The organism is bacterium, assembly GCA_013360215.1.
Lineage (GTDB): Bacteria > CLD3 > CLD3 > SB21 > SB21 > JABWCP01.
The window spans coordinates 22,929-41,647 of the sequence record JABWCP010000028.1 but is presented as its reverse complement, the minus strand read 5'-3'; the positions used below and the strand labels follow the sequence as shown (position 1 = coordinate 41,647).

At 46.4% G+C, this 18,719-nt stretch carries 14 protein-coding genes; 9 read left to right on the top strand and 5 right to left on the bottom strand.

Going from position 1 to position 18,719, the window contains the following annotated elements; translation table 11 throughout:
• Positions 1–232: 232 nt before the first annotated feature.
• The 5 genes from HUU58_13660 to xth form a co-directional block, all read right to left on the bottom strand.
• The gene (locus tag HUU58_13660) at positions 233–694 is read right to left on the bottom strand and encodes an SRPBCC family protein (protein ID NUN46717.1); all 462 of its coding nucleotides are present in this window, start codon (positions 692–694) and stop codon (positions 233–235) included.
• 12 nt (positions 695–706) lie between these two features.
• On the bottom strand, positions 707–1,279 hold the full coding sequence (locus HUU58_13655; protein NUN46716.1) for a glutathione peroxidase: 573 nt from the start codon (positions 1,277–1,279) through the stop codon (positions 707–709).
• Positions 1,280–1,305: 26 nt separating this feature from the next.
• Positions 1,306–2,040 carry a GTP cyclohydrolase I FolE gene (gene folE, locus HUU58_13650; protein NUN46715.1) on the bottom strand — a complete coding sequence of 245 codons (735 nt, stop codon included), beginning with the start codon at positions 2,038–2,040 and terminating at the stop codon, positions 1,306–1,308.
• A 150-nt stretch (positions 2,041–2,190) separates the two neighbouring features.
• Entirely contained in the window at positions 2,191–3,063 is an 873-nt protein-coding gene (locus HUU58_13645) for a MerR family transcriptional regulator (protein NUN46714.1), read from the bottom strand.
• A 15-nt stretch (positions 3,064–3,078) separates the two neighbouring features.
• Complete coding sequence (gene xth, locus HUU58_13640; GenBank protein ID NUN46713.1) at positions 3,079–3,843, bottom strand: exodeoxyribonuclease III; 765 nt, start codon at positions 3,841–3,843, stop codon at positions 3,079–3,081.
• 271 nt (positions 3,844–4,114) lie between these two features.
• On the opposite strand from xth, the gene HUU58_13635 reads away from it, so the two are divergent.
• The 9 genes from HUU58_13635 to HUU58_13595 all read left to right on the top strand — a co-directional run bounded on the left by HUU58_13635 (position 4,115) and on the right by HUU58_13595 (position 18,712).
• Positions 4,115–5,140 (top strand): VWA domain-containing protein, encoded by a 1,026-nt coding sequence (locus HUU58_13635; protein NUN46712.1) that lies wholly within the window; start codon positions 4,115–4,117, stop codon positions 5,138–5,140.
• A complete protein-coding gene (locus HUU58_13630) occupies positions 5,137–6,123 on the top strand; it encodes a VWA domain-containing protein (protein NUN46711.1) in 987 nt (328 codons plus the stop codon). The genes HUU58_13635 and HUU58_13630 overlap by 4 nt, the downstream gene beginning before the upstream one ends.
• Entirely contained in the window at positions 6,120–7,523 is a 1,404-nt protein-coding gene (tilS, locus tag HUU58_13625) for a tRNA lysidine(34) synthetase TilS (protein NUN46710.1), read from the top strand. The genes HUU58_13630 and tilS overlap by 4 nt, the downstream gene beginning before the upstream one ends.
• Positions 7,513–8,061, top strand: a complete 549-nt coding sequence (gene hpt / locus HUU58_13620) for a hypoxanthine phosphoribosyltransferase (GenBank protein NUN46709.1) — start codon at positions 7,513–7,515, stop codon at positions 8,059–8,061. The genes tilS and hpt overlap by 11 nt, the downstream gene beginning before the upstream one ends.
• 376 nt (positions 8,062–8,437) lie before the next feature.
• On the top strand, positions 8,438–10,057 hold the full coding sequence (locus tag HUU58_13615) for an ATP-dependent zinc metalloprotease FtsH (protein ID NUN46708.1): 1,620 nt from the start codon (positions 8,438–8,440) through the stop codon (positions 10,055–10,057).
• A gap of 91 nt (positions 10,058–10,148) precedes the next feature.
• A complete protein-coding gene (locus HUU58_13610) occupies positions 10,149–11,828 on the top strand; it encodes a hypothetical protein (protein ID NUN46707.1) in 1,680 nt (559 codons plus the stop codon).
• Positions 11,818–12,645 carry a dihydropteroate synthase gene (gene folP, locus HUU58_13605; protein ID NUN46706.1) on the top strand — a complete coding sequence of 276 codons (828 nt, stop codon included), beginning with the start codon at positions 11,818–11,820 and terminating at the stop codon, positions 12,643–12,645. Before HUU58_13610 ends, folP begins: the two co-directional genes overlap by 11 nt.
• A gap of 1 nt (position 12,646) precedes the next feature.
• Positions 12,647–13,477, top strand: a complete 831-nt coding sequence (locus HUU58_13600; GenBank protein ID NUN46705.1) for a TIGR00159 family protein — start codon at positions 12,647–12,649, stop codon at positions 13,475–13,477.
• A gap of 147 nt (positions 13,478–13,624) precedes the next feature.
• A complete protein-coding gene (locus tag HUU58_13595) occupies positions 13,625–18,712 on the top strand; it encodes a T9SS type A sorting domain-containing protein (protein NUN46704.1) in 5,088 nt (1,695 codons plus the stop codon).
• Positions 18,713–18,719: the final 7 nt, after the last annotated feature.

Below are 18,719 nucleotides of genomic sequence, written 5' to 3'. Positions count from 1 at the left end.
CGAAAATTGCTACGCTTCCTACATTCAATCTCGACCTGCTCTGGAAATTCAAACTTGAAAACAACAGCCAAAGGGGGTATGATCTTATTCAGTATCCCTCTTTTCATTGATTGGACGTTGTGACATCAGGCTCGTTTAACGAGCTACACGATCTGAATTCAAATAATGGGCTGATGAAAATATGAGGCGAGTATAAGCGTAAGTATGAGCGCGATAAAATTAGTGATACGGCTTACGATGAAGCATTGAAAATTTCATTTAATTTATGCCACCGAAAATCAAATATGGATTCAAGGCGACGGCGTACAACCCATTTTTCTAACTGATTCCCTATAATTCCCATCGGCAACTTGTAATGTACGCAATCTCGCATACGAACTCCGCCCTCCACCACTTCAAGAAAATGCTGATGATGCCAGAACGTATAAGGTCCTATGCGCTGTTCGTCCACAAAATAATAAGGCTCCCGCACATGGGTTATTTCAGTTACCCACGTCATGGGTATGTTAAATAAAGGGCTTACCCGATAGGTAATAATCATCCCGGCGTGCATGGATTCGCCGTTTTGACCCGAACGGATGTCAAATCCCATATACGGCGGCGTGATCAATTTGAGATTCTGTGGTGAAGACAAAAATTGCCATGCATCCAACAACGTGCAGGACAAAATTTGTTCGCGCTCTAAAACGTGCATTGCGCGATTTTGTTATAATTTGTTAATGATTTCATCGCTCAGCGGATTAACGGAGGAATTATAATATCCGATCAATTCCCCGTTTTCGTCGATTAAATATTTACAAAAATTCCAGCTCGGCGCCTTTTCATTCCATCCATTGAGGTTTTTTTGACTGAGCCATTGGTAGAGCGGATGTTGTCCTTCGCCGACCACGGTTATTTTATCAAACATAGGAAATGTTATTTTATAATTGCGCTCACAAAAATTCTTTATTTCAGCATTGGAGCCCGGTTCCTGTCCGCCAAAATCGTTCGACGGAAAACCAAGAACGACGACTTTAGAGCCAAACTGTTCTTGCAATTTTTGTAAATCTTTGTATTGCGGCGTATAACCGCACTCGGAAGCCACGTTAACGAGGAGTATTTTTTTTCCGCGATACGTAGCCAAATTTGTTTCGGCGCCGTCAATTGTTTTGACAGCAATGTTGTACACGGGTTGCGTAGATTTCATATTTGATTGCTCCGGTTTTATGCGTACATCGCGGCATGCTATGCCAAACAGCAACATATTAATTGATACACTTAAAAAAATTATTTGTTTCATATTTGCCTAGATGTGTTAAACGTTCTTTATTTAATTTCAATATAACGTAAAAATTCATTCCGTACGCCTTCATCATGGAAACGACCTAAAAAACTGGATGTAGTTGTCGTACTGCCGGTATCTTGTACACCCCGCGATGACACACATAAATGCGCCGCGTCTATAACTACGGCCACGTCTTCCGTATTTAGAATGCGCCGCAACTCGTCAGCAATCTGTACGGTCAAACGTTCTTGCACCTGAGGTCGCTTGGCAAAGTATTGCACAATACGATTTATTTTGGATAAACCGATCACTTGGCCCGCTGGAATATAACCCACATGGACCTTTCCGAAAATCGGAACAAAATGATGTTCGCAGTACGTATATAATGTTATATTTTTTTCAACCAGCATGCGATTATAGTGATACCGGTTTTCAAAGAGCGTTACCGACGGTTTGTTCTTGGGGTTGAGACCCTGAAAAACCTCCTGCACGTACATTTTGGCAACCCGACGCGGTGTCCCCTTTAAACTATCATCCGTAAGATCAAGTCCTAAAACATGCATGATTTTTTTGAAATGGTATTCGATCAATTCTATTTTGGCCTCATCATTCAACGCAAAGGCATCATCACGCATCGGTGTTTCAACGGCCGAACTGATGTGATCGTCACCGAAATCATCTTCGATAAGGTCTATATGACCATTTTCTTCCCGTGCCCCAGCCGTCGTATTGTTTAAAGCCTGTAAAGGAATCCGGAAATCGGGTTGTGTTCGCATATTAATTCCTTGATATTCGATGTTTAGCTTTAAAAAACACTAAACCAAAATACCATATGGTTGGGATAATGTCAATAATTTTGTTTAAAATTTATCATTAAACATTAAACAAAAATTCAACATATAAACAAGCCCCATTAAAAAGAATACCTATGACAGATGTTTGTTTAATTGATCAAACGAAGGCAGCAGATAAAATTGAGACGGTAATTTTAGATTGGCGGATAATATTTGTTTACCGCTCAGTATGATTTTGGTATGAGGAAAGTGTTGTGATAATAGGCGAACAAACTCTTTAAGCTTAGGCATAGGACTGGTGAAAACCGATACCAGGTAGTCCGGTTTCTTTATTTCGCAAGCTCGTCGTAAATCTTCCATGGGTACCGATTGGCCAAGGTAATACGTATTTAAACCTCGAGCACGCATCATATAATTGAGCACCAAAAGACCCAATTCATGCATTTCGCCATCCGGCAAAAAAAGAATCGCTTTTTTGGGAGATCGGTCCATCGGGACGACTTGCCCGTCAATCGCGGCGATAATTTTTTGACGAATCAAATTGGACACGAAGTGTTCCTGTGCGGGATTGGACGAACCCATTTGCCACATGAAGCCGATCTTGATGAGGAATGGATAAACAACTTTAGCGATGGTATCCTCAAAACCAAGCTTGATCAGTCCGCTTGAAAAAATTTTCTCAAAACGCTGTTCATCCATTTCGATCATAGCCATCACAAGGCCATCCACAAAAACCGAATAATCCGATGAGTTTTGCGCTATTTCTGCGACTTTATCCGATAACTCCTTATCGGTCAGCGCAGCGATTTTGGAAATCTTATGATCATGGTGATACAACAGAGCGATATTTAGCAGTCGTTTGAGATCGTCCGAAGAGTACCACCGAATGTTAGTTTTTGTGCGGTTGGGATTAAGCATATCGTAGCGTTTTTCCCAAATGCGCAAAGTGTGTGCTTTGATTCCGCTGAACTGCTCAAGATCTTTGATTGAAAAGCGATTTTTCATACGTGCCCGATCAAATTAAAACTTTAACTCAATGCCTACAGGACAATGATCCGAACCCATCACATCGGGCATGATCCATGCGTTTTTCAGTGCGGGAAGCAGATTATCACTGACAAAAAAATAATCAATACGCCACCCCACGTTTCGCTCGCGTGCCCGACTCTGCTGATCCCACCACGAATATTGACCGGGCTCTTGATTGAAAACACGCAAGGTATCTACATAACCGTGACTAACCAATTCATCCATCCAGGCTCGTTCAGACGGTAAAAAACCGGAAATTTTTTCATTCTCACGCGGGCGGGCCAGATCAATCGGTTTATGGGCCGTATTATAATCCCCGCAAATGACTAATTTTTTTCCCTGATCTTTCAACGCATCAAAATACTTTAACACGGTGTCATAAAAATCCATTTTGTATTGCAAACGCTCCGCATTCATTTTCCCGTTGGGGAAATAAATGTTAAACAAAATAAAATCGCCGTGATCCGTCATTAGTACCCGACCTTCGGCATCAAATCGTTCTACGCCGATACCATTTTGAACAGACGTCGGTTTTTTTAAACAAAATGTAGCCACCCCGCTATACCCTTTGCGTTGTGCGGAATTAAAATACCCGGTGTATCCCATCGGATTAAGTAGAGACGCATCCAGTTGCTCCGGCATTGCTTTGGTTTCCTGCAAACACATCACATCCGGGCTTTCTTTATCCAGCCACTCAAGAAAACCTTTTTTAGATACGGCACGAATGCCATTGACATTCCAACTGATAAGGCGCATACGATTCCTCTATTTATTAAAATTGTATTTCTGTGCTTTTTATTTATAGATTTTTGTCAACATGCTAAGCGACCGATTCTAGCATCTCTTGCGGCATCGCTCCACACATGGGATGGGTACATAAAACGCATTGCTGCGATGCGAAGAAGATAAAAATTGTGTTTATAATTTCAAACAAAAAATTAAACACGCTTTGATTTTGCAAAATTGACTTCATCCGTATATATTGAGACCGTTTTAATTTTTAGTTTAATTTTATCCGACGGACCCTGTGATCAAATTTGCCAATCCGGAATATCTTTATGCATTTGCGATCATACCGCTCCTAGCCTTGCTGCTTTGGGATTGGTTTCGCACACAGCGCCTCCGCATGCAGCGTGTCGGCGATACCCGCTTGGTAGATCACTTGTCTCAGCGAATTGATCCAAAACGACGTTTAGCGCGATGGACGATGTGGACGGCGGGAATGATTTTCGGAATTTTCGCTATGGCCGGTTTATCGGTTGGCAGTCGCTATGAGAAAGTTAAAATAACCGGTGTGGATATGGTTATCGCACTGGATATCTCCGCGTCCATGGGAGCTGAAGACATCAAACCCAATCGTTTGGAAAAAGCCAAGCATGAAATCGGCACCCTGCTCTCGCGGCTCGGCGGAGATCGTGTAGCTTTAGTGATATTTGCAGGACAGGCTTTTATTCAGTGCCCGATGACCAGCGACTACAGCGCGGTGCGCATGTTTCTGGACGCAATTGACGTGCAATCCACGACAGCCGGCGGTACAAATTTTGCCGAAATGCTCGACGTTGCGCGATCCGCTTTTCCGAAACCGCAGGACGTGCAAGGACCGGCTACGGGAAAAGCCATCGTTATTTTTTCAGACGGTGAAGATCACAGCGACGAGGCCACTGAAAAAGCCAAAGCCCTGCTCGGCGAAAACATTCGCATATTTGCCGTCGGTGTAGCCACGGAAAATGCAGTTCCCATCCCTGTGTACGATGATCGCACCGGCCAAACGGATTTTAAAAAATTCAACGGATCCGTCGTTACGACCAAACGTGAAGATGCGATGCTCACGGCTATCACAGATATGAGCGGCGGCGCGTATTATCAAGCCACTATCAACGAAACAGAAATCCAGAAAATATACGACGCCATCTCCCAGCTTCAAAAAGGCGAAAGTGCCGAATATCAATTCACAGAGTATGAGAACCAATTTCAGTGGTTTGTCGGTTTGAGTCTGATCGCCGTTGTATTTTATATCGGCATCGGTAATCGCAAAACAGAAAGCCGCGCATGATCGAATTTCGCGACCCCTATTTTTTACTGCTGTTGCTTTTGATTCCGATTCTGATTTTTTGGAACTGGAAACGACGTCGCCGTTCGGCGCTACGTTATGCGACGGTCGCGCTTATCCGTGACGTCCCCCGCTCCTGGCGGCTGCGCATCAAGCCGCTGCACTACATTCTCCAATATACGGCGCTAGGTTTACTGATTATCACTTTGGCGCGACCACGTTTGCAGGATACGCAATCGGTCATCACGGCGGAAGGCATTGACATCATGATGGCCATGGACATCTCTCGCAGCATGCTGATCGAAGATTTGGGCAAGGTGAACCGTTTGGAAGCGGCCAAATCGGTAGCGGAAAAATTTGTCTCCGGACGTCAATCCGATCGCATCGGACTGGTACTTTTTGCGGGAAAGAGTTTTACCCAATGCCCTCTGACGGTAGACTATACCATGCTCACCCAGCTTATCAAACAAGTTCAGATCGGCGTGGTCGAAGACGGCACGGCCATCGGCATGGGGCTGGTTAATTCCATTAACCGATTAAGAGAAAGTAAAGCCAAAAGTAAAGTGATCATATTGCTGACGGACGGCGATAATAACCGCGGTGAAATTGATCCTTTGACCGCCGCACAAATCGCCCAAGCCATGAATATTCGCGTCTATACGATCGGCGCCGGAAAAGACGGCATTGCCCGCATCCCTGTGGACGATCCTTTTTTTGGTCGCCAATACCTGACCGCCGAAGTCAAAATCAATGAAACCCCGCTGCGCGAAATCGCCGATATGACCGGAGGAAAATTTTTTCGTGCTACCAATCAAAAAGCGCTTGAGGAGATTTACGATCAGATCGGCCAATTAGAAAAAACCAAAGTGGATGTCAAAACGTACCAGCGTTACCGTGAGCTCTACCTTTGGTTCCTGATACCTGCGCTCGTATGCATGTTAACAGTAGTCGTGCTGTCACGTACGGTTTTCTTTAGTCTGCCATGAAAACCATCGAATTTACCGCATGGTTTGAACAGCGTTTTTTTCAAAACATTCACGCCAAAAAATTAATTTCCAAAAACCAGCACATTTTACTGGCTGTTTCCGGCGGCGTGGATTCGATGGTTATGCTGCGCTTATTTCGCCGTTTTGCATCGGAACTAAAACTGCAACTTGCCATCGCGCATGTAAACCACGGTCTTCGCGGAAAATCTGCACAAGACGATGCGGCCTTTGTCAAAGCAATGGCCCGGCTGTATGGTATGCCTTTTTATGAAACCCGCGTCCATGCAAAGCAACTCGCACGCCGTAATAAACTGTCCGTCGAGGAAGCCTGCCGGGTGCTTCGATATGATTTTTTAGAAAACACCGCGAGCACATACGGTTTTGATCACGTCGCGACGGCCCACCATGCCGACGATCAGGCCGAAACCGTACTGATGCGTATTATCAAAGGAACAGGCATTCAAGGCTTATCCGGAATACCGGAAGTGCGCGGTAAGTATATTCGCCCGCTGCTCCCATTTACGCGCGATGAAATACATCGTTATGCACGCGAAAATCGTATCCCGTTCGTCACGGATTTGACCAACGAGGATACGGCTTTTCTGCGCAACAGAATACGGCATCAGATACTTCCCGATCTACGCACGATCAATCCTCAAATTTCACATCACTTGAGCCGATTGGCTGACATTGCAAAATCGGCCGCCGATGTTTTGCAAATGGACGCCAAACGTTGCTACACCAAGGTTTTCCGCACGCAGAAGGGCAAAATTTGGCTTGAAATTCAAGCCTTTAACCGCTATTATCCGATCCGGCAATACACGTTATTGCAAATGTTCTTTGCGTCGCATGCACCCTGGTTTACGCTGACTTCCGTCGAGTATGAACGGATATTGGATTTGATACAACATCAACAACCCGGGCGAAAGTTTGATGCCGGAAAATGGCGATGGACTAAAACAACAAGGGCCGTCGTTATCACACCGGTTGACGCTTCTTCGCGGACAAAAGATGTAACTTTGACGATCGGAAATACTGTTTCGTGGGGGTCATGGAAAATACGATCCTCCGTAGCACGGTACACCGATACCATTAGAAAAAACTTAGCTAAAAATCCTTTCATCGTGTACCTTGATGCCGGGTCCGTTACAAAACCTATACGCGTGCGCGCTTGGAAAAACGGTGATCGTTTTAAGCCGTACGGCATGCATCAATTTAAAAATGTGTCTGATTTTTTTGTGGACCATAAAATACCCGTAACCGAAAAGCACACTATCCCCGTTTTGACCCATGGCCGCGACATCGTGTGGATCGGCGGGATGCGTACCGATGATCGCTACAAAGTAACTCCGGATACCCTCACAGTAATAAAGCTCGAGTTAATCACCCATGAATCCTGAAAAAGTTATTGTCACCGAATCCCATCGTTTTACCGTCATGATTTCCGAATCGGAAATTCGAGACGCTATCGTGCGCCTGGGAAAAAAAATCACAACCGACTACAAAGACAAAAACCCTATTCTTGTCGGCGTATTAAACGGATCGTTTCTTTTTGTCGCCGATCTGATCCGGGAAATCGCTACGGAATGTGAAGTGGATTTCCTGAAAATAGGAAGCTACGGCGATGCGATGCATTCCAGCGGCAGCGTCCGCTTGGATAAAGATGTAAGCGCCAAATTGGAAGGGCGCCACGTCATCGTCGCGGAAGACATCATTGATTCCGGTCTTTCCGTGACGTACATCCGCAATCATTTGCTGGCAAAAAAACCCGCCTCGCTGGCATTCGCTACTTTGCTTATGAAACGCGAAAAAGCCAAGATTGATTTTCGGGTGGAATATGTCGGTTTTGAGATCGGCAATGAATTTGTCATCGGTTACGGTCTTGATCTCGGCCAGCGTTTTCGCCATCTCAAAGATATTTATGTAACAAAGGATTAATAAGGAGCTGTTTTTGGAAAACCAGAACGCACAAAAAAACGACGCCCCCAAACCCGGACCGGCCAAAAAGAAAAATCGTCCTTCGCCGGATTCCGGCCCCAATTGGAAAGGTACGATCGGTACTTTCTTTTTGTGGATCGCCATTTTCGGATCGTTCTTTTTTCTCTATCAGATTGTGTCGGCCGGCGCGGATAAACATATCGAACTTTCTTTTACGCAATACCAATTCTATCTGGAACAGGATAAAATTCGCACCATCACCGTCGGTGAAGGCGAATTACGCGGAACGCTCAAAGCCGAAGAGACGATCACCACGGACGGTACGCCGTACCGATTTACGCAGTTTCGCATCAATTTGCCGTTTGTGGACAGCAAGATGCTGGACGAATGGAAACAACGCGGCGTGGACGTTGAATTTATGAAGCGCGGTACGGATTTCGGTACGATTATTCTCCAAATGCTGCCTTGGATTCTGGCCATCGCTATTCTGATTTTTATTTTTCGTCGTATGCAAGGCGGACCGGGCGGAAAAAATATTTTTACCTTCGGCAAAAGCCGCGCTCGTATGAGCACGGATAAAGATCACAAAGTCACTTTTACCGATGTCGCCGGTTGTGAAGAGGCCAAACAGGAGCTCTCCGAGATTGTTGATTTTCTCAAAGACCCCAACAAATTCACGCGCCTTGGCGGTCGTATTCCGCGCGGCGCCCTTTTGCTGGGCCCTCCGGGTACGGGAAAAACCCTATTGGCAAGAGCCGTCGCCGGTGAAGCGGAAGTTCCGTTTTTTTCCATCAGCGGTGCGGACTTTGTGGAAATGTTCGTCGGGGTCGGCGCGGCACGTGTGCGTGACCTTTTTGAACAAGCCAAACGCAGTCATCCGTGCATCATATTTATTGACGAAATTGACGCCGTAGGCCGTTCGCGCGGCGCAGGTTTGGGTGGCGGTCACGACGAGCGCGAACAAACGCTCAATCAATTGCTGGTCGAAATGGACGGCTTTGAAGAAAACAGCGGTATCATCATACTCGCGGCGACCAACCGCCCCGACATTTTGGATAATGCGTTGATGCGCCCCGGCCGCTTTGACCGTCAAGTTGTCGTGGATTATCCGGATGTCAAAGGCCGTGAGGAAATTTTAAAGATACATTGCCGGAAAGTACCGATCAGTGACGAAGTAAAAATCGAAAAAATAGCCAAAGGAACGCCCGGTTTGGCCGGAGCGGATTTGGAAAACCTCGTCAACGAAGCGGCTTTGCTCGCAGCGCGTCGCAATTCGGATAAAGTCGAAAACATAGATTTTGAAAGCGCCAAAGATAAAGTCATGATGGGCGTTGAACGAAAAAGTATGGTCATCAGCGACAAAGAAAAACGTTCCACGGCTTATCATGAAGCCGGTCATGCTCTGGTCGGTCGTCTTTTGCCGGAATCCGACGCCGTCCACAAAGTCACGATTATTCCCCGCGGTAGAGCGCTCGGCATTACGCACTATCTCCCCTCGGATGATCGGCATTCGTATTCGCGGACGTACATCGAAGCGCGTCTTGCGATGATGATGGGCGGCCGTGCGGCAGAAAAAATCATTTACAACCACTATACGACGGGCGCCAGCAACGACATCGAACGCGCTACGGAAATGGCGCGTCGCATGATCTGCGAATGGGGCATGAGTGACTCATTAGGCCCGGTGGCCTTCGGAAAAAAAGACGAAGAAGTTTTTCTCGGGCGTGAAATCGCAACATCCAAAAACTATAGCGAAAATACCGCGGTACAGATCGATGCGGAAATCAAACGTATCGTCTCAGAAGCCGAAAACAAAGCGTTGTCCCTGATCGAACAAAATATTCAGACACTGCACAATATCGCCACTGCGCTTGTGGAACGTGAGACAATTGATTCGGAAGAACTGGACATGATACTCAAAGGACAACAGCTGCCGCCGCTTGAAATTCCAAATAATGGACAGAGTGCGACTAAAGTTGAAGCGCCTGTGGCATAATCGCCATGTTGTTTTGATTGCAGTTTGACGGTAATAATCGCCAAGCTTTGTATGTGCATAGGGTTCTAATAGCGAACGGGCAGGAAAAAATATGGATAAGATATTGTACTGGCTGTCGGGCGGCGTGCCCGGCGGCTTTGGACTTTGGTTTGCCGTCGTAGTGGCACTTTGTTTTATATGGTGGTTTTTGCATCGTTATTCTCCGGTCGTCAATCATTCCGGATTAGCACGGAAAATGATGATCGTGCTCGGTCTTATCGTACTTACGTACACTGCGATACGTTTCGCACGCCCGCCTAAACCATTTAATGTATATGTGGGAATTCTCCCTCTGGAAAATCAAGGCTCCAATAAAAATTTGTCCGTGGCCGGGACGGGTTGGGGCTTAGCCGAAATCACGGCGCATCACGCCGCACTCGGATCACCCGAACATCTTCATTTCCTTCGCCCGGAATGGCTCGTCGAATCGTATTATGGGGACTCGACTTCGGCCATTTCACCATCCAATAAACAAAAACTTTTCAGATGGGCGCGCCTGATCAAACTGAATTACCTCGTTGCCGGTTTTTATAACGCCGATACCAGTCCGGCTCGCTTGAGTTATGAAGTTTATGATGTGTTGACCGGGGAAACGATGCGTTCTTTTACAAACACCATCCCCACCGGCGACGACGTGTCATACGGACAAGCGATGCGTACGGCCTCGGAAGAACTGATGACCTATTTATACGAAGTTACGGATGAGGAGTTTAATTCCGCCGCTAATCACACCGAATTGTTTCAGACCAAATCGCTGCCTTTATATTTTTCGGCACGTGCGCTTTTGGCACATGAGCAATGGGATTCCGCTTTTGCGGTGGCTCGTATGGCGTTACAAAAAGACAGCGCTTCCGTTTTAGGATGGTTTGCCGCAGGTTCGGCCTACACGGAAAAGATGATTCGTGAAAAAGAAGTGCGCGCGCGCGAAATGCTTCAGCGTCGCGGCGAATACCATCTCAAACGCGGTGCGCAAATCAATGATCAATACCAACCCATTCTGATGAGCTTGGCACGCAATTTCAGTTTTACTAAACCGGAACCGCGTTATTTGGACGCCGAATTTGCGATGATCGCAAGCCAAGCCATATACAAACGGGATTATCAGTTGTATTACATCTTGAGTTTTATGCAGCGCATGCGATGGGAAACATTTGAAATGAAATCCCGCGAGGCTATTCTTAACCGTGCGATAGAGATCAATCCTGCAGCTTTTGATGCATACGTTGCCTTGGGTCAGGATTTTCTGGAACGCAGTCGCCCTCATGATCATCTTTCCCAGTACGCATTGAATAACTTTAACGTCGCATTACAGCTCAAACCCAACGATTTCGAGTCTATTATGGGCATGGTCAGAGCGTGCGATTATTTGGCGTACTTCGACAAAGCGGTCGAACTGCTGGCGCGGGCAGAAAAAATCTACACGGATCGCGCCGATGTTTATTATACCTACGGCGTGATTTATTATCACAAGGGCGAGTACATTCGCGAAAAAACAAAACTGCGCGAAGGGCATGAACAATTCCCCATTGCCGAAGGGTATTTCAAAAAAGCCGTGCAACTCAATAATTCGCCGTATGCTTGGTTGTATCTCGGTAAGATCTATGATTATCAAAAACGTCGCAACGAAGCCATCGAAGCTTTGCGAACGGTAATGAAATTGCTCAAACCGGATGACCGCTATCGCGAAGAAGCGCGTAAAAAACTCCGCGAGTATTTTCCCGATGTCGAATAATTCGGAAGCCCTATACAACGCACTAAAAACGCGCGTCCATGTCATGGGTATTCTCAATGTGACTCCCGATTCTTTTTCTGACGGCGGTCGTTTTTTTTCAACAGAAAAAGCCGTCGTTCATGCCGAACAACTTATCGCTGAAGGTGCCGATATACTGGATATCGGCGGAGAGTCCACGCGCCCCGGTGCGGAACCTTTGACACTGAAAGACGAACTTGATCGCGTTCTTCCCGTGCTTCGCGCAATTCGCAAAAAATCCGACATTCCAATTTCTATTGATACCTATAAAGCCGTTGTGGCGAAAGCCGCATTGGACGAAGGTGCAGACCTGATCAACGATATCAGCGGGATGACGATGGACGAAGGTATCGCCGAGGTGGCTGCTCAAAATGATGCCCCTTTGGTCATTATGCACATTCGCGGCACACCGAGTCAGATGCAAAATAATCCGTCGTATGACGATGTGATCAACGAAGTAAAACAGTTTCTTGAAACCCAATGTACCAAAGCCCAACAAATGGGGGCTTGCAAATTGATCATTGATCCGGGTTTCGGATTTGGTAAGCGGTATGAAGACAATTTTACATTACTCAAAAATTTACGTACTTTTACGGCACTGGGTTATCCCTTGATGGCGGGCACGTCGCGCAAATCGTTTTTAGGAAAAGCATTTGATGCACCGCCGACGCATCGACTGGAAGGTACGCTCATCAGCAATATCTATGCTGTACAGCAAGGTGCAACCCTATTGCGCGTACATGATGTATTGTCAATGAAACGCGCACTCCATATTCATCAGATGATCGAAACGGCCTGACATGCAAGACGAGCTTTTCAAAATATGGACGATTTCCGTAACGGCCATTGATTTGCTGGATATTGCCGCCGTGACGATTATTTTTTATCGTGCCTATTTAGTGATTCAGGGAACCACCGCTTCACGTATGCTTATGGGTTTGATATTTATTTTGATTTTATCCATTGCCGTGCAAGCACTCAATATGAGTGGAATGATCTGGCTGGTGGATCAGATTCGTACGGTTTGGGTTATCGCTTTTGTGATTATTTTTCAGCCCGAGCTCCGGCGCCTACTTCTTTTTTTCGGCCAGAGCGGTTTTTTGCGAAATATCATCAAACTTGGAATCCCCGAATACATCGAAGAGATCATCAAAGCTTGCGAATTGCTCGCCAAACGGCGTAATGGTGCCATCATCGCCATTGAGCGGTCCACGGGTTTGCGCAATATTGTAGAAACCGGGCTTCATCTTGAGGCCAATATCTCTCAACAACTTTTGCTTTCGATTTTTAATCCCCGTTCACCGCTGCATGACGGCGCCGTTATTATCGAAAACGATCAGATCGCTGCGGCCAAATGTTTACTGCCGCTGAGTCCCAATCCTTACCTTGAAACTTCGGTCGGTACACGTCACCGTGCGGGGGTCGGGCTGTCGGAGCAATCGGATGCGATCGTGATTATTATTTCGGAAGAAACCGGGAAAATATCCGTCGCTTTCAAAGGTGTACTCCATCGCAATCTGACACCGTCGGAACTGCGCGGTTTTATCGAAGAAGTGATCACCTCCGGAAAAACGCGCGGCCTGTGGCGCCGTATCCGGCGTCAACCCCGAAAAACGCTTGTAAATAATTAACCGAAATCTCTGTTTTACCGTACAATATACATATTAATTGACACTATGGATTTTGTTTTTGCAAATACGTACCGAATGAATAAAAATTTTGTTTTAGTAATTATCCTATTGTGCAGCACAACTTTTTTAACTGCACAAACGACTGACATGGCTTCTTCTCGCGGTTATGTCACCGTCATAAAACAAGAACCGGGCGAATTGATCTATGAAGTCTCTATCCCCACACCGGATATTGACTCGGTTATCGGCGATAATAGAGCCTTGCACTCGGTCGCACTCAAACACGCTGAATCGCATTTACAAGCGGATGGTTATGCCGTACCTTCGTTGAATTATTTGATTGAACTGCCTGTGCAAGCCAATCCGACGATCCGCGCTACAGCAATGAACAAAAAAATACTGCACGGCATTCGCCTGTCTTCTGCGCGCGATGATTGGTCGGCCGATTCGCAAGCCGATCCCACGGCCGGACTCCGTTCATCTCGCAAATCTTCTACTTCAGCTCTGGCATCCATCCGTTATCACGGTAAAATGCGCGATATTCCACTTTATGAATTGAACATCACCCCGATACAGTACCATGCCCAACATCACACTTTGGAAATAACGACCCGAATGCAAGTGGTAGTTCGTTATAACGCCAACACTCGTACACCGGTTCAGGAAATAAATAACGGGGAGATTGACGCTTTGCTGAGCGATCGGCTGATTAATGCAGAATCGGCACGACGCGCACGCCAACTTCAGACCAACGCATCTTCCACGGCAATTAAACTTTCTAAATCTTCTTTTTCTTCCGCCGCGACGGCAGCGATTACAGGCGGCCCATACATCCGCATGACCGTGGACAAAGAAGGCATTTATAAAATATCCGTCCGAGAGCTTCAGGCCTTATCCGGCGTTAACCTCCAATCCGTAGATCCGCGTACACTGCGTTTGATCGGCCAGGGTCTGGAAGAACGTGTATACGTTCGTTCCAAAAAAACGGATCGTCTTGCAGCCGATGATATTATCGAATTTTACGGCGAACCTTACCGCGCAAAACACAATAAATACCTGCGTGATATTCCGTCCAAACAAGGCCATTATCTTGATCCATGGGCTACCGATAATGTTTATTTTTTGATTTGGGGAAGTTCGGCGGGGCTGCGCCTCATCGAAGAAGAAGGTTCTCTTCAAGAGCGCGATCCATTGTCTGTGATCAAACCGGCTTCTTATACGACGACAAAACATTTCGAAGAAGATAATGTACTCTACGATGTCAAAGATATTAACCTGATACGCCCCGTAGCGGAAGAAGATATTTGGGTATATGACAACGGCATATCGTATTCTGCAGCGGTAGGTTCTTCTACGACATCGCGCGAGTACGAATTTGAATTGCCCGGCGTCCCTACTGGAACGATTCAACAATTTAGTCTGCGCATCAATCTACAAGCCATTTCTACACAAAAACATTTTGTAAATGTCGAATTGAATAATAATCTGATCACACCCAACCCCATCACGTGGACCGACGCTACCAAACTTCAGCAAGATATTCCTTTTTCATCAGATCTATTATCGCCGACAGGTACGAATACCCTCCGCATCTCAACGACGAACAGCACCGAAAGAAATAGCGATATATTTGCTATGAACTGGTTTGAAATCACTTATAAAAGAAACTATTCCGCGGTCGATAATATGCTGATTTTCACGCCGGATGTTACTATTTCCGGCACGACATTGCACGAATTCACACTCAGTGGTTTTAACGATCTCAATATCAGTATTTACAAACGCGGTTCAAGCCGCATCGTTAACCCTGTTATTCGTAATACGTCCATTCAGGGTAAAACTACATATCAGGCATTATTTCAAGATGATGTACCGATATCCGGTATCGAATATATTGCGGTTGGTGAAACAGCCAAACTAACGCCTAAAACCGTGACAGCCTATAATCCCGGTAACTTACAGACCGGCAATCATGATGCGCGATATCTTATCATTACCAGTCGTGCACTACGTGATAGCGCACTGCGATTAGAGAACTACCGCAAGGGCCAAGGCTATTCAGCCGAAACAATTACTATCGAAGATATTTATGATGAATTCAGTTATGGTGCTCCCGGACCGTACGCCATTCGCGATTTCCTGAGGTATGTCTATTCCGCTGCGAACTGGAAAGGCTCGCAAGGTAATCCGCTTTACGTATGCTTGATCGGTGATGCATCCCGGCAGCCTAAAACAAGTTCAAACGAAATCGTTCCGACGCAATTTATACAAACACAGAAGTACGGTGCGGCGTCCAGCGACTATTGGTTTTGCCTCGCCGATGATCAGGATATCATACCCGATTTTTTTATCGGACGCATTCCGGTGATCAATGCGACACAACTCAATGCCTACATTGATAAAATCATTGCCTACGAAAAAGGACCCTCGGGCAATTGGAAAAATAAAATTGTGTTTATCGGTGGCAGTGAGGAACAACGCGCGACGTTGGGAAATCCTGAAATTCCACGCGACGTATTCAGATACCAATCCACTTTACTTATCAATAACCGATTGGCTCAGCGTTTTACACCCGAACGCATCTATGCTTACCCCGGCCAAGAATACGGAGGCGGTGCGGGCGCTGTAACTGATTTTTTTAGCGATGGTGCACTTATCATAACGTACCTCGGCCATGGCGGCGGCGGCGTGTGGGGTGATCGCGATATTGCCGGTGAACCGATGATGAATCACGACCGCATCAATCTGATCACGCCCAACGGCGGACGTTATCCCATCGTCCTGAGCATGACCTGTTTTGTAGGCGCGTTTGACAGCGACGGTCAATTTGCGTTGGGCGAAACAATGATGTTATCCCGCGATCGCGGCGCGGCCGCAGTTTTAGCCGCCAGCGGAACAGGCTGGATCATCGGCGATTATCAGATGCTCGATAATATGATGAACGAATTTCTTGCACAAAATACAACCGCCGGGCAATCTATCGCCAAAGGAAAAACCAATTATTTGATCTTTCGCGGCGAGCAGGATTTTTCCGCTGAGGGTGCCAATCGTTCTTCCACGACCTTTCAATCGCTCGTACCTCAGAGCATGGTATATCAATTTAACTTCCTCGGCGATCCGGCTTTAAAAGTTCGTGCGCCGCGTGCTCGTACGATGACACTGAGTAACTACAGCCCGTCCAGAAGCGCTTCTTTTAACGTGAGCGGTGCTACTGATTTTTCAAACGGTTCCGGAACGGCGGAGATTTTTCAAACCAAACCTACGACCGATTCCGTTTCCGGCGGTGCCAATAAATCAAGTTTTGCCAATGTCGTTTCGATACCGTTTACCATCACCAACGGACAGTATGATTTTTCGATCAATCTGAATTCGATCCCCAATTCTGCGCTTCGCTCCGGATTGACGGGAATACGGCTTTACGGCGAATCATCGGACGGTCAAAAATACTTCAACAGCAACACGGATTTCTATATTGACGGTACTTTTATCGCGGATATGAAAACGATACCCGCCACACCGACCAGTTCAGATATTATTCGGTTTTCAGCCACGGTCAGCGATCCTCAAGGTGTTGCACGTGTCATAGCTCATTATACGGTAACAGGTCCGATAGCATCATCCGGCGTTGATACGCTCAAACTCACATCCGGAAATACGTACGAAAGCCAAGGCATAGGCCCTTTCGCAGAAAACGACAAAATCACATACGTTCTTACCATTTATGATACCAATGGCGATTCCACACAAAGTCCGTCGCCTAATTTTAAAATTCTGTCGGGCATTGATTTAAACATCCCTACGCCGCTCACCAAGTCCATTTATGTCGGCGGATCATCGGAAGTGCGCATTAATGCCGTCGTACAAAATCTGGGTTTTGCCAAAGCTGAAAATGTAAATGTGCGATTTTATGAAGGCAACCCGTTGAGTACCGGCGTTTTGATCGGTGAAACATTTGTACAAGTAGAAGGTAGCATTACCAATTCCGGCGTGATCTCATCCGATACGGCCTCTATTCTTTCCAGTCTGTCCAACGGAGAACATGTGATCGCCGTTTGGGTAGATCCCGACTCCGGTATCAACGATGTCAACCGTTCCAATAACTTGCGCTTTCAAACTATTCGCTTAGGTGCATTTAATGTTACACCGTCTTTAGGAACTACGTTCAACGGAACCAAAAATGATACCGTGTCCGTTGATTCGGCACTGCGTATAAGTATTCCTCCCGGAGTCTATACTCAAAACGGTACGATGAGCCTCCATGTCACCGGCGAATATACGATCGTCAATCAACCGGATATTAGCCCTGCGATTCCGTACGGTGCATCGGCTGCGCAAGTTTACGAACCGGGCTTTTCGCGGCTTATCGCCGATGGCCAACCGATACATTTGATCATGCGTTATGATACATTACGCTATAATGCAACATATACTGATTCGCTGTCCGTTTACCGTTGGGACTCCGGAAATCGTAAGTGGACTATCCTCTCTGCTTCACAAACTAAATCACACGGCCAAATCTCGGCGATACTGACTTCAAATGAAGACCGTGCACCGTGGATGCTCATGATCAATCGAGATCGCACTGCACCGGTGATCGAAACTACGATCGAAGGACAACTTTTTACGCAAGGTGGTATTGCACCGCGCCAACCGCGCGTCTCGGCTATAGTCTATGACCGCAATGGCGTAAGCCTAAATCGCAACCACTATGCGATAACTGTTGATAACGCACCGATCAGCGCTTCACAAATCGTATTACCGGATTCGGTACCCAATTCAAATACCGTCACATTTACGTTAAATCTGAACCAGGCTTTTGATGACGGCCAACACGAAGTGTTGTTTACGGCGAAAGATGTCAACGGGAATACAAGTAAGACCGACACGCTCAATTTTCAGGTCATTCGTAAATTTGACATCGAATCGTATGGCAATTACCCCAATCCTTTTATCAACACAACAACGTTTGCATTCCGTGTCGAAGCTCCGGAACCTTTGGAGGCACTGGATATAAGCATCTACACGGTGTCGGGTCGTCGCATTCGCAAAATTACAGACACCGACGCGATTGCGTCCGGAAAAAATATTACAGCTGTTGGTTATCATGAGGTGACCTGGGATGCGTTGGACGAAGACGGACGCCCAATTGCCAATGGTGTTTATTTTTATCGTATACGCGGCAAACTCAATGGAAAAACTATCGAGAAGAAAGGTAAACTGGCGTATTTTCGCTGATAACCCG

Coding starts and splice junctions, on each gene's coding strand:
- HUU58_13660 (NUN46717.1), bottom strand. CDS start 694: ATGCACGTTTTAGAGCGCGAACAAATTTTGTCCTGCACGTTGTTGGAT.
- HUU58_13655 (NUN46716.1), bottom strand. CDS start 1,279: ATGAAACAAATAATTTTTTTAAGTGTATCAATTAATATGTTGCTGTTT.
- folE (NUN46715.1), bottom strand. CDS start 2,040: ATGCGAACACAACCCGATTTCCGGATTCCTTTACAGGCTTTAAACAAT.
- HUU58_13645 (NUN46714.1), bottom strand. CDS start 3,063: ATGAAAAATCGCTTTTCAATCAAAGATCTTGAGCAGTTCAGCGGAATC.
- xth (NUN46713.1), bottom strand. CDS start 3,843: ATGCGCCTTATCAGTTGGAATGTCAATGGCATTCGTGCCGTATCTAAA.
- HUU58_13630 (NUN46711.1), top strand. CDS start 5,137: ATGATCGAATTTCGCGACCCCTATTTTTTACTGCTGTTGCTTTTGATT.
- tilS (NUN46710.1), top strand. CDS start 6,120: ATGAAAACCATCGAATTTACCGCATGGTTTGAACAGCGTTTTTTTCAA.
- hpt (NUN46709.1), top strand. CDS start 7,513: ATGAATCCTGAAAAAGTTATTGTCACCGAATCCCATCGTTTTACCGTC.
- HUU58_13615 (NUN46708.1), top strand. CDS start 8,438: ATGCTGGACGAATGGAAACAACGCGGCGTGGACGTTGAATTTATGAAG.
- HUU58_13610 (NUN46707.1), top strand. CDS start 10,149: ATGGATAAGATATTGTACTGGCTGTCGGGCGGCGTGCCCGGCGGCTTT.
- folP (NUN46706.1), top strand. CDS start 11,818: ATGTCGAATAATTCGGAAGCCCTATACAACGCACTAAAAACGCGCGTC.
- HUU58_13600 (NUN46705.1), top strand. CDS start 12,647: ATGCAAGACGAGCTTTTCAAAATATGGACGATTTCCGTAACGGCCATT.
- HUU58_13595 (NUN46704.1), top strand. CDS start 13,625: ATGGCTTCTTCTCGCGGTTATGTCACCGTCATAAAACAAGAACCGGGC.